Origin of the sequence: Streptomyces sp. NPDC102360 (assembly GCF_044766085.1) — a bacterium.
Lineage (GTDB): Bacteria > Actinomycetota > Actinomycetes > Streptomycetales > Streptomycetaceae > Streptomyces.
This window is the reverse complement of record NZ_JBIWLG010000013.1, coordinates 20,423-32,100: the sequence shown is the minus strand read 5'-3', so window position 1 is coordinate 32,100 and position 11,678 is coordinate 20,423. Positions and strand designations below refer to the sequence as shown.

10 protein-coding genes are annotated in these 11,678 nt (G+C 71.8%); 2 read left to right on the top strand and 8 right to left on the bottom strand.

Annotation, left to right across the window (positions count from 1 at the left end):
* Positions 1–116: 116 nt before the first annotated feature.
* Positions 117–1,148 (top strand): LacI family DNA-binding transcriptional regulator, encoded by a 1,032-nt coding sequence (locus ACIRHA_RS35520; RefSeq protein WP_403854437.1) that lies wholly within the window; start codon positions 117–119, stop codon positions 1,146–1,148.
* A 23-nt stretch (positions 1,149–1,171) separates the two neighbouring features.
* On the opposite strand, the gene ACIRHA_RS35515 is transcribed toward ACIRHA_RS35520, so the two are convergent.
* On the bottom strand, positions 1,172–2,002 hold the full coding sequence (locus ACIRHA_RS35515) for a helix-turn-helix transcriptional regulator (RefSeq protein ID WP_403854435.1): 831 nt from the start codon (positions 2,000–2,002) through the stop codon (positions 1,172–1,174).
* Between the two features lie 114 nt (positions 2,003–2,116).
* Here ACIRHA_RS35515 and ACIRHA_RS35510 point away from each other — a divergent pair, with 114 nt between their 5' ends.
* Positions 2,117–3,592 (top strand): MFS transporter, encoded by a 1,476-nt coding sequence (locus ACIRHA_RS35510; protein ID WP_403854433.1) that lies wholly within the window; start codon positions 2,117–2,119, stop codon positions 3,590–3,592.
* Between the two features lie 15 nt (positions 3,593–3,607).
* Here the strand turns inward: ACIRHA_RS35510 and ACIRHA_RS35505 are convergent, their stop codons facing one another.
* The 7 genes from ACIRHA_RS35505 to ACIRHA_RS35475 form a co-directional block, all read right to left on the bottom strand.
* On the bottom strand, positions 3,608–4,708 hold the full coding sequence (locus ACIRHA_RS35505; RefSeq protein WP_403854431.1) for a sulfite oxidase: 1,101 nt from the start codon (positions 4,706–4,708) through the stop codon (positions 3,608–3,610).
* 76 nt (positions 4,709–4,784) lie between these two features.
* Complete coding sequence (locus ACIRHA_RS35500) at positions 4,785–6,404, bottom strand: acyl-CoA dehydrogenase family protein (RefSeq protein ID WP_403854429.1); 1,620 nt, start codon at positions 6,402–6,404, stop codon at positions 4,785–4,787.
* On the bottom strand, positions 6,401–7,624 hold the full coding sequence (locus ACIRHA_RS35495; RefSeq protein ID WP_403854427.1) for an acetyl-CoA C-acetyltransferase: 1,224 nt from the start codon (positions 7,622–7,624) through the stop codon (positions 6,401–6,403). Before ACIRHA_RS35495 ends, ACIRHA_RS35500 begins: the two co-directional genes overlap by 4 nt.
* Before the next feature lie 73 nt (positions 7,625–7,697).
* Positions 7,698–8,438 carry a 3-oxoacyl-ACP reductase FabG gene (fabG, locus tag ACIRHA_RS35490; RefSeq protein ID WP_403854425.1) on the bottom strand — a complete coding sequence of 247 codons (741 nt, stop codon included), beginning with the start codon at positions 8,436–8,438 and terminating at the stop codon, positions 7,698–7,700.
* A gap of 7 nt (positions 8,439–8,445) precedes the next feature.
* Complete coding sequence (locus ACIRHA_RS35485; protein WP_403854423.1) at positions 8,446–9,717, bottom strand: CoA transferase; 1,272 nt, start codon at positions 9,715–9,717, stop codon at positions 8,446–8,448.
* A 39-nt stretch (positions 9,718–9,756) separates the two neighbouring features.
* Positions 9,757–10,527 (bottom strand): enoyl-CoA hydratase/isomerase family protein, encoded by a 771-nt coding sequence (locus tag ACIRHA_RS35480; protein WP_403854421.1) that lies wholly within the window; start codon positions 10,525–10,527, stop codon positions 9,757–9,759.
* Positions 10,524–11,669, bottom strand: coding sequence for an acyl-CoA dehydrogenase family protein (locus tag ACIRHA_RS35475; protein WP_403854419.1), 1,146 nt, complete (start codon positions 11,667–11,669; stop codon positions 10,524–10,526). The genes ACIRHA_RS35480 and ACIRHA_RS35475 overlap by 4 nt, the downstream gene beginning before the upstream one ends.
* Between the last annotated feature and the right edge of the window lie 9 nt (positions 11,670–11,678).

Sequence of the window (11,678 nt, the reverse complement as noted above, 5' to 3'; positions counted from 1 at the left end):
GACGTTGGCGGTCAAGAGCCCTCGCAGCACTAAAGATGTGGAGCCCGGGATTGACGCCGATGCCACCGCGTCACAAGCTGCTGTCACCGAAAATATTTCGAGACCCAGGAGGCCCCGTGCCGCTCCCGTCCACCTCGGCCAAGCCGACCCTGGCCGCCATCGCGCGCGGCACCGGAGTCTCCACGGCCACGGTGTCCAAGGTCGTCAACGGCCGTGCGGACGTGGCCGACGAGACCCGTGCGAAGGTGCTGGCCGCACTGGAGCAGGCCGGCTACCGCTCGCCGTCCCAGCGCCGGGCGCCCTCCGGTCCCGACGTCGTCGAGGTCGCCTTCGACGCGATCGACTCCGCGTACCCCTCGGCGTTGCTCAACGGCATCCTCGACCACGCCGCGAGCGCCGGCGTCGAGGTCGTCGTCAGCACCACCGGACGGCAGAGCGGCACCGAACTCGGCCTCGGCCGCAAGGCGCAGCGCGTCATCAACGAGGGCCGCGCCGGGGTCATCGTCGTGACCTCGGCCTACGACGAGTCCGGCCTCGCCGCCTTCCTCCACCGACACATCCCCGTCGTCGTCATCGACTCCTACAACCCGCCGCCCGCCGACGTCGTCAGCATCGGTGCCGCCAACTGGGCGGGAGGCAAGGCCGCCACCGAACACCTCCTGGACCTCGGCCACCGCCGCATCGCGTACCTCGGCGGCCCCGAGGCGATCGAGTGCAACCAGGCGCGCCTGCACGGCCACCTGTCCGCGCTCGCCTCGCACGGCATCGAGGCCGACGCCGGCCTCGTCCGACACGGCCGGTTCCGCGCCGAGCACGGCATCGAAGGCCTGACGGCGCTGCTGTCCCTCGACCGGCCGCCGACCGCCGTCTTCGCGGGCAACGACGCCATCGCCGTCGGCGTCCTGCGCGAGGCCCGCAGGCGCGGCATCCGGGTGCCGGAGGACCTCAGCCTCGTCGGCTTCGACGGCACGGCCCTCGCCCGCGACTCCGTCCCGGCCCTGACCTCCGTCGCCCAGCCTCTTCAGGAGATGGGCCGCGCGGCCCTGCGCGCCGTACTGCGCCAGTCGCGCGGCGAACAACCCGATACGCATCGGGTGGAGTTGGCGACGCAACTGGTTGTGCGGGAGTCAACGGCGCTTCGAAAGTAGTGGGTTGGTTTCGCTCATGCCGACTACCCGAGCAATTCGCGCAGCGCGTTCGCCGAGCCGGCGTCGTTGGGGGTGTACAGCTCCAGACGGTGGTCGGGATTGTCGGGCTGGAGCCAGACCTGGTATGTGACGCCGAGGGCGCCTGCCTGTGGGTGTTGGAGGTGCATGGGCGCGGTCGTGCAGTCGCGGACGTGGCCTGCGGCCCACAGCTCGGCGAATGCGTCGCTGCCCATCATGATCTCGCCGAGCAGCGCGGCGAGCCGCGCGTCGGTCGGGTAGCGGCCCGCCGTGAGCCGTAGATAGCCGACGTGGATCTCGGCGAGCTCGCCCCAGTTGCGGTAGAAGTCGCGCGCCTCGGGGGCCAGGAAGAAGCCGCGGACGACCGACGGGCGGAGGTCCGGGTTCCGAGGTGCGTCGAAGTCGGCGCCCTGCCCGAACAGGGCGTGCCCGGCACGGTTCCAGTCCAGGATGTCGCCGCGCCGGCCGAGGATCACCGCCGGAGTGGCCTCGTCGATCGCGGCGAGGAGCGCGAGGACACGGGTGTCGGGTGTCTCGGCCGGGGGCTCGACGAGCTGGGAACGCCCTGACCGGCGGGCGAGGTTGTGCAGGTGGGTGCTCTCCACGTCGTCGAGCCGCAGTACCCGTGCCAGCGCGTCGAGGACCTGCTCGGAGGCGGACTCGGCGAGTCCCTGCTCGAGCCGCGTGTAGTAGCCGGCGCTGACGCCGGCGAGCTGGGCGAGCTCCTCGCGCCGCAGTCCGGGGACCCGCCGCGAGGTGCCGTACGTACGCAGCCCGACGTCGTCGGGTGTGACCCGGTCACGGCGGTTCTTGAGGAACGCTCCCATGCTCTCCATGTCTCAGACGGTAGGCCGTCGAGGAGGGAAACGGGGGACCGGAGGGTGTACCTGCCAGGTGTACCCGCACCAGTGGGATGGCTGCCCTCGTGACCGGCGCCGAACGTGGTGGCCATGACGACGACACAGACACCCCCACAGGACACGGCACCGCCCCGCCGCACCGGTCTGCGCTCCTGGCTCGGCCTCCTTGTGGTCCTCGGGCCGGTCCTCCTGGTCTCCATGGACGGTTCGATCCTCTTCCTCGCCATGCCGAGGCTGTCCCAGGCGCTCGCGCCGAGTGCCGGCCAGGCGCTGTGGATCCTCGACGGGTACGGCTTCGCGGTCGGCTCACTTCTGATTGCCTTCGGCAACATCGGTGACCGGTACGGACGGCTCCGGCTGCTGATGGTGGGAACCGCCGTCTTCGGCCTTGCCTCTGTCGCCGCCGCCTTCGCAGCCACGCCGGAACTCCTCATCACCTTCCGTGTGTTGATGGGCGCGGCCGGCGCCACGCTCCTGCCCTCGGCGCTCGCCGTGCTCAGCGAGCTGTTCCCCGACACACGGATGAGGGCGAGGGCGATCGGGATCTTCGCGGCGACGTTCGCCGCGGGGTTCGCGGTGGGACCCGTCGCAGGCGGGTTGCTCCTGGAGAGCTTCTGGTGGGGTTCGGTGTTCCTGGTGAACCTACCCGTCGTCGCGCTGTTCCTGATCGTCGCGCCGGTCCTGCTCGGCGAGGTGCGGGCCGCGCGGACGGGCCGTGTCGACGTACCCAGTGTGGCCGCGTCCGCCGTCGGCCTGCTGTCCGTGATCTACGGCCTCAAGCACCTCGCCGCCGAGGGCCTCGCCGTCCTGCCGGTGGTCTCCGTGGCCGTGGGGGTCGCGCTGCTCGCCTGGTTCACGTCCCGGCAGCGTGTGCTCGACGAGCCACTGATCGACTTTTCGCTCTTCCGGGACCGCGTCTTCACTGTCGCGATCATCACCGGTCTGCTCCCGCTGGCCGCCTGGTCGGCCGTCGCCTACCTGACCGGTGTCTACCTTCAGTCCGTCCTCGGCATCGACGTCCTGCGGGCCGCGCTGCTCGCCCTGCCCGGAGCGGCCGTGCTCACCGTCACCTCGGTGGTCGTGCCGGCCGTCGTCGACCGGGTAGGCAAGCGGAAGGTCCTGATCACTGGTCACTTCGCCATCGCGGCCGGGCTGCTCGCGCTGCTCGCCACCACCGTCACCGGCGGCGTCGGCTGGTACATCGCCTCGACAGCCGTCGCCGGGATCGGCTACGGGATCTCCTTCGCCGTGGTCGCCGACACCGCGGTCGGCGCGGTCCCCGCGGAGCGCGCCGGTGCGGCGGGCGCGATCGCCGAGACCAGCAACGAGATCGGCAATGCGCTGGGCATCGCCCTCCTCGGCTCGCTGGCCGCCCTGGTCTTCCGGCTTGAGGGCCCCGGCCTCGCGCCCACCCTCGACGAGACCCTCAAGTCCGGTGCGGATGCGGCGGCCCGGGCGGATGCCCAGGCGGCCTTCCTGGCCGGACTGCATCTCGTGGCGCTCACCGCGAGCGCCCTGCACCTCGCCCTGGGGGCGGCGGCCCTGCGCTGGCTGCCGAAGGAGTAGCCGCCGCGCAGTGGTTCAGTCGGCGACCTCGGCCGCCACGTGCACCGGATGGTCCAGGATCTGGTTGTTGAGGTAGCCGAGGCGGTTCCAGGGGACGTGGGCGGGCTGGGTGCGGCCCGTGTCGTCCGTGGCGCGGATCGAGAGGGTGTGCTCGCCCGGGGCGGGGGTCCACGGGAAGTGCCAGCGGGTCCAGGCGCCGGCCTCCCGGGAGCCGGTGAGCCGGGCCTCGTGCCAGGGGCCCCGGTCGATGCTGTACGCCACAGAGGCGATGCGCTGCTCTCCGGCGAACGACCGTCCGCGTACGAGCTGGGGCTCCGGCTTCAGGTGTGCGGGCCAGTCGAGTTCCACCAGGCTGGTGACCGGGAGTTCGTTGATGGGGGTGCCGAGGACCGGACCGTGTGCCGGGTGGTCGGGGCCGATGAGGACGTAGTCCTCGGTGTTCCAGGGGACGTGGATCGGCTTGCGTGACACCTCGATACGGCCCACCCATTTGATGCTGGCCGCCCCCAGCCAGCCGGAGACCACGACCCGGGCCGGGAACCCGTGATCGGGCGGCAGCGGCTCTCCGTTCATGGCGAGGGCGAGCAGGGTGTCGTCGGCCAGCGCCTTGTCGAGCGGCATGGGGCGGCGGGCGCCGCACTCGTCGAGGGCCACCGGCATCACGTCGTGCGCTTCCGGGCCGATCCCCGCCGCCTCCAGCAGGTCACGGAGCCGTACGCCGGTCCACTCGGCGGTGCTGACCGCCCCACGGCCCCACGGCGTACCGGCGATGCGCTGCCCGTGCTGCCGACCGAACAGCACACGGCGATTGCCCGCGCACTCGATCGTGCGCGTCACGGAGACCAGCGGAAACGACCGCCACAGATCGTCATAGCCGAAGGTGACGGGCGAGCGCACGGCGTCGCCCCCGATCCGCAGCGACCACTGGTCGGCGTCGATCCGGGGCGTGGGGGAGTGGCTGCGGACGAAGAAGCGGTCGTTGGGGGTCAGATGGCCCGGCATCCGATCCGCCCGCGTACCGAAGTCGAGTCCGGTACCGGTGTCCTCCATGACCTCGGCCGAGGTCGGCTTGACCACTCCGGGCACTGCGCCGGCTGCCGTGTCGGTTGTCGTCATGCTCTCAGCGTCGGCGTATGACCTCCGGGCCGGTAGCCGCTCGTTCCCTATGAGCCCATAAGCGCGGTCTATGCCCTCAAGGGGTTGGTGTGGCCCGGGATGCTCCCTTCGCCAGCTGCCGGGCGATCACCCGGAGCGCCAGTACCTCGTCCGCCCCCTCGAAGATCGACAGCACGCGGGCGTCGACGAACAGGCGGGACACCGCGTACTCCTCGGCGTAGCCGTATCCGCCGTGCAGCTGCTGGGCCTCGCGGGTGACCCACTCGGCCGCCCGGCAGGCGAGCTGTTTGACCTGGGCCGCGGCCAGGACACCTTCGCCCGCCGTGATGGCACGGGCGGCGGTGGCGGTGAAGGCGCGGCAGGCCGCGATGTGGGCGGCCATGCGGGCCAGCTTGGTCCGGGTGAGCTGGAAGGAGGTGAGGGGGTGGCCGAAGACGGGGCGTTGTCGCGCGTGCTCAAGAGCGAGTTCGAGGGCCGACTGCATGACGCCGACCGCGCGGGCCGCCGTCTGCAGGCGGGCGTTGGCGAAGGCCTGCATCTGAAGGTAGAAGCCGCGGCCCAGGCCCTCGTCGAGGCCGATGAGGTTGTCGGAACGTACCCGGAAGCCGTCGAAGGTGACTTCGTACGAGTGCATGCCGCGGTAGCCGAGTGTGCGGATCGCGCGGCCCGACGCCGAGCCACCGCCGTCCTGTGTGACCTCCCACTCGTGGCCTGCGAACGACGGCTTCTCGACGACTAACAGGGACAAGCCACGGTGGCCCGCCGTGCGGTCCGGGTGTGAACGGGCCAGTACCAGAAGGTAGTTGGCCCGACCGGCGAATGTGCACCACGTCTTGACCCCGTTCAGGATCCAGTCCTCGCCGTCGCGCACGGCGGTCGTGGTGATGCCGCCGACGTCCGAGCCGTGGTTGGGCTCCGTGACGGCGACGGCGCACAGTTTCTCGCCGGTCGCGATGCGTGGCAGCCAGCGCCGTCGCTGCTCCTCGGTGCCGCCGCGTGAGATCGCCGTACCGATGATCTCGGGCCGGGTGATCAGCGAGCCCGCGGCGCCGAGCGAGGCCCGTGACAGCTCCTCCGTCACGACGACCATGCTGAGCAGCTCGTCCGCGCCGCCCTCGGCGAAGCCGCCGTACTCGGCGGGGATCGAAAGGCCGAAGCAGCCCATCTCGGAGAGGCCGTCGACGATCTCGGCCGGGATGTCCTCGTCGCCCGCGTGGATCCGGTCGGCGACCGGCTTCACCTTCGTCTCGGCGAAGTCGCGGAACGTGGAGCGGACCAGCTGGAGTTCGTCGGAGAGGTGGCGCGGGGCCGCCTCCCCGCCGGCCGCGATGACGCGCTCGGCGACGGCGTCCAGGAACGCGGGCGCCCGCCCGGCCGCGACATGCTCGGCGACCCCGTCGAGCGTCGTCGACCCGGCCGTGCCCCACAGGGCTTCGCGGCCGACCGCCCGGCCCGCCAGGTCGGCGGCCGTGTCGGCGGCGAACAGCAGCGCCAGGTCCGCCTCGGCCGAGCTGTGTGATCCCAGGTCGAGGAGGTGGCGGGCGGCGGCGACCGCCGAGGACACCGAGGCGATGTCGTACGGGACGGTCTGGTCGTCGTCGGTCGCCGGTGCGGCGGCGAGGTGGGCGGAGGCCCTGTCGACGACCGCCTCCAGCGCCTCGACGAGCGCGGTCGCACGCGCGAGCGACGTCGTCACGACGTCACCCGCTCGAAGACCGCCGCCAGGCCCTGGCCGCCGCCGATGCACATGGTCTCCAGGCCGTACCGGGCCTCGCGGCGGTGCAGTTCGCGCGACAGCGTGGCGAGCATCCGCACACCGGTCGCGCCCACCGGGTGGCCGAGCGAGATGCCGGAACCGTGCACGTTGGTGCGTTCCAGGTCCTTCTCGCCGAACTCCCACTCGCGCATCACGGCGAGCGCCTGCGCGGCGAAGGCCTCGTTCAGCTCGATCAGGTCGATGTCCTCCAGTGAGAGCCCCGCCCGGTCGAGGGCGACCGCGCTCGCCGGGACGGGACCGATGCCCATCGTCTTCGGCGGCACACCCGCCACACCCCACGACACCAGACGTACGAGCGGACGCAGCCCCAACCGCTCGGCGCGCTCGGGCGTGGTGACGACACACATCGCCGCCGCGTCGTTCTGCCCGCTCGCGTTGCCCGCGGTGACGGTGGCCTCCGGGTCGGAGTGGCGCAGGATCGGCTTGAGACGGCCGAGGGACTCCAACGAGGTGTCGGCGCGCGGGTGTTCGTCGGTGTCGACGACGGTGCCCTCGTCGCCGCGGCGCCGGCCGGGCACCGTCACGGGCACGATCTCCTCGGCGAGGACCCCGTCCGTCTGCGCCTGCACGGCGCGCTGATGGGACGCGAGGGCGAGACGGTCCTGCTCCTCGCGGCCGATGGCGTACTCGCGGCGCAGGTTCTCGGCCGTCTCCAACATGCCGCCGGGCACCGGGTAGTGGCGTCCTCCGGCGGTGGAGCGGGCGCGTGCGAGACCGTCGTGCAGCTGGATGGCGGCGCCCTTCGCGCCCCAGCGCATGTCGGTCGAGTAGAACGCCGCGTTGCTCATGGACTCCGTGCCACCCGCCACGACGACCTCGTGCGCGCCGGTCTGCACCTGCTGGGCGGCGTACAGCACGGCCTGGAGGCCGGAGCCGCAGCGGCGGTCGAGGTGGAGGCCGGGGACGGTGACGGGCAGTCCCGCGTCCAGGGCGACGACGCGGCCGATGGCGGGCGCCTCGCTGTTGCCGTTGCAGTGGCCGAGGATGACGTCCTCGATGGCCTCGGGGTTGATGCCAGTGCGCTCCAGGAGGCCCTTGAGGGCGGCGACGCCGAGGTCGACGGCGGTGAGGGACGTGAACATGCCGCCGTAGCGGCCGATGGGGGTGCGGACGGGTTCGCAGACGACGGCTTCACGCATGGGGTGCTCCTGACGGGGTGCGGGTGTACGGACCGATGGCTGACCTCACAAGAGCCAGCTCACAAGAACCAACTCACATGAACCGGCCGCCTGTTACCTCCTGCACGGTTCCGGTCATGTACGACGACAGGTCCGAGGCCAGGAACAGCGCGACGGAGGCGACCTCCTCGACCTCGCCCGCTCGCCGCATCGGGATCTCGGCCATCTTCTGGTCCCAGGCCTTCTGCGGCATCGCCTCGGTCATGGCGCTGCGGATCAGTCCGGGCTGGATCGCGTTGACACGCACACCATGGTGGGCCATCTCCTTGGCGGCGGCCTTCGACAGGCCGACGATGCCGGCCTTGGCGGCGGAGTAGTTGGTCTGCCCGACCATGCCGACCTTGCCGGAGAGCGAGGAGATGTTCACGATCGCGCCGCGCTTCTGCTCGCGCATCACGGCGGCGGCCTTGCGCGTGCCGTTCCAGGTGCCCTTGAGGTGCACGTCGATGACCTGGTCGAACTGCTCCTCGGTCATGGTGCGCATGGTGGCATCGCGGGTGATGCCGGCGTTGTTGACCATGATGTCGAGGGAGCCGAAGGTGTCGATCGCGGCCTGGATCAGCGCGTCCACCTGGGCGGACTCGGTGATGTCGCAGCGTACGGCGTGCGCGACGGAGGGCCCGCCGAGCTCCTTGGCGGCGGCCTCGGCGGCCTCCAGGTTGAGGTCGCCGAGCACGACCCTCGCGCCCTCGCGGACATAGGTCCTGGCGATGGCGAGCCCGATGCCCTGGGCGCCGCCCGTGATGACTGCGGTCCTGTCGGCCAGTAGTGCCATGGTGTCTTCAGCTTCCTGTGGTCGTGGTGAACGGGTGCGGCGCGACGCGGCGTGGACGGATGACACCCGCCGCACCGAGCTTCGCCAACTCGGCCTCGCCGAGCCCGAGTTCCTTGCGGAGCACGTCGTCGGTGTGCTGGCCGACCGAGGGTGAGGGTGCGGGCGGGAACTGGGTGTCGGCCATGACGACGGGGGAGCCGGGCGCCCAGTGCGCGGGGATGCCGTCCTGGCCCACGCGTGCCATCAGCGGGTTCTCGCGCAGCAGTTGGGCGTCGTCGGCGGCCAGGTCGGCGAAGCTGCGGTACGTGGACCACAGCACGCGCGTGCGGGCCAGTGCCTCCTGGGCCTCGGCGAGGGTGTGTGCCGCGAACCAGCCGGCGAGCAGTTCGCCGAGGACCTTGCGGTGGGTGTAGCGCTCGAACTCGTCGGAGAGGTCGGCGCCGAGCGCGCGGCCGACGGCGTCGACCGCGTCGGTGAGGCCGGTGGCGCCCAACAGGCCACGCCAGTGCCGGTCGGTGAGCGCGACGACCATGAGGCGGCCGCCGTCGGCGGTGGCGAAGTCGCGGCCGAAGGTTCCGTAGACGTAGTTCCCGGAACGGGCGCGCGGAGCGGGGTCGAGCTGGGCCTCGGCGAGGTACCCGAGGTTTCCGGCCGTCGCCAGTGCCACGTCCTCCAGGGCGACACGGACCTGCTGGCCCTCGCCGGTACGCAGCCGGTGCCGCTCGGCGGCGAGCAGGCCGACGGCGAGGTAGAGCCCGGCGGCCACATCCCAGGCGGGCATCAGGTGGTTGACCGGGTCGGGCGTGCCTTCCGGGCCGGTGAGCTGGGGAAAGCCCGTGGCGGCCTGGACGGTGTAGTCGACGGCGGCGGACCCGTCCCGGCGGCCGGTGAGCAGCACGTGGACCAGATCGGGGCGGCGAGCGGCCAGCGCCTCGTACGAAAGGTCCTGGTAGCGCTCGGAGTTGGCGATCACGATGCCGCCGCCCGGCCCGCCCCCGGTGACCAGGTCCGCGACGAGCTCGCGCCCCTCCTCGCTGCGCAGGTCGACCTCCAGGGCGCGTTTGCCCTTGTTCAGGCCGGACCAGTACAGGCTCGTACCGCTGTCGGCGAGCGGGTGCCGGGTGCGGTCCGGCGCGCCGTTCAGCGGCTCGACGCGGATGACGTCGGCGCCGAGCTGGGCCAGCGTCATCCCGCCGAGCGGACTGGCCACGTAGCTGGAGAGCTCGACGATCCGCAGGCCCTCCAGGGGACGGAAGCGGGACACCGTGGGGTGAGGCATGCGTTCTCCTCTCATTCCTTACGCGTACGGGATCGGGGCTCAGGCCGGGAAGACCGGGCGACGGCGCTCCAAGAACGCGGCCCGGCCCTCCAAGAAGCCCTCACCGCCCAGCAGTTCGACCTGCGCCTCGGCCTCCGCTTCGAGCACCGCGCCCAGGCCCTGCGCCTCCTGGGAGAAGATCCGCTTCGTGGCGGCGACCATCGCGGGGGAGGCGACGGCGAGCCGCTCGGCCCGCTCCCGCGCCCGCACCGCCACCTTCTCGCTCTCGACGATCTCGCTGACCAGGCCGATCCGCCCGGCCTCTGCGGCATCCAGGTCCTCGGCGAAGAGGATGAGCTCCTTGGCGCGGGCCGGTCCGACGCGCTGGGCGAGGCTCCAGGTCAGGCCGGAGTCGGCGGTGAGCCCGATCTTGGCGAAGGAGGCCGCGAACCGGGCGTCGTCGGCGGCCACGACGTAGTCGCACGCGGCGGCGAGCCCGAGACCCAGGCCGTACGCGCCCCCGCGCACTGCGGCGACCACCGGCTTCGCCGAGCACACCAGGGCGCGGGCCACGTCTCCCACGACGGCGAGGCGCTCGCGGGCGACGTGCGGATCCTGCGACATGGAACGGATGTCACCGCCCGCGCAGAACACCTCTCCCGCGCCGGTCAGCACGATCGCCCGGCACTCCGGGTCCCGCTCGGACTCCCGCAGCGCGGCGAGCAGTTCGCGCCGGTCCGCGAGGTCGAGGGCGTTGCGCCGGGCGGGCCGGTTCAGGGTGAGGGTGTGGACCGGTCCCTCGCAGCGGACGTCCACGGCGGGTTCGATCACGACCGGGCCTGCCGCAGCAGCTGCTTGGCGATGATGACCTTCTGGATCTCGCTGGTGCCCTCGTAGATACGGAAGAGCCGGGCGTCGCGGAAGCAGCGCTCGACGACCGTGCCGCGCATGTAGCCCATGCCGCCGTGGATCTGCACGGCCAGGTCGGCGGCCTTGGAGACCATCTCGGAGCAGAACAGCTTGGCGGCCGAGGGCCGGATCCTGCGGTCCTCGCCGGAGTCGTACTTCTCGGCGGCGTCCACGACCATGGCCCGGCCCGCGAGCACACCCGTCTGGATCTCGGCGAGCATGCCCTGCACGAGCTGGAACTCGCCGATGGGCCGGCCGCCCTGCTTGCTGGTCGCCGCGTGGGCCACGGACTCCTCCAGGATCCGCTCGGCCATCCCGACGCACAGCGCCGCGATGTGCACACGGCCGCGTACGAGGGACTGCATGGCCGTGCCGAAACCCGCGCCCTCCTCGCCGCCGACGAGCGCCGCCTTGTCGACCTGTACGTCGTCGAAGAACACCTCGGCCGTCCAGGCGCCCGCCTGCCCGGTCTTGGCGTCCTTCGGGCCGACCGTGACGCCCGGAAGACCCGCCTCGACGAGGAACACGGAGATGCCCTTCGTCCCGGACGCCTCCTCGCCGGTGCGGGCGAACACCACGAACAGGTCGGCGAGCGGGGCGTTGGTGATGAACCGCTTGCTGCCGTTGATGGTGTATCCGTCGCCCACACGCACGGCGCGCGTGGTCAGGCCCGACGGGTCGGAGCCCGCCTCCGCCTCGGTCAGCGCGAACGAGGCGACGGCGCCCTCGGCGAGCCGGGGCAGCCAGTGCTTCTTCTGCTCCTCGGTGCCCGCGTTGTCGAGGACCTTGCCCGCGATGCCGTTGTTGGTGCCGAACATCGAGCGGAACGCGGGCGTCGTGTACCCGAACTCGAAGGCGAGCCGGACGTCTTCGGACAGGCTCGCCCCGAGGCCCCCGAACGCCTCCGGCAGCGTGTACCCGAAAAGCCCCATCTCGACGGCCTTGCGGCGGACGTCCTCCGGGATCGCGTCCGTCTCCTCGATCTCGTCCTCGCGCGGGACGACGTCCTCCCGTACGAGGGTGTGGACGGCGGCGACGACCGCTTCGAACTCCTCGGCTTCCATCGTGAAGCT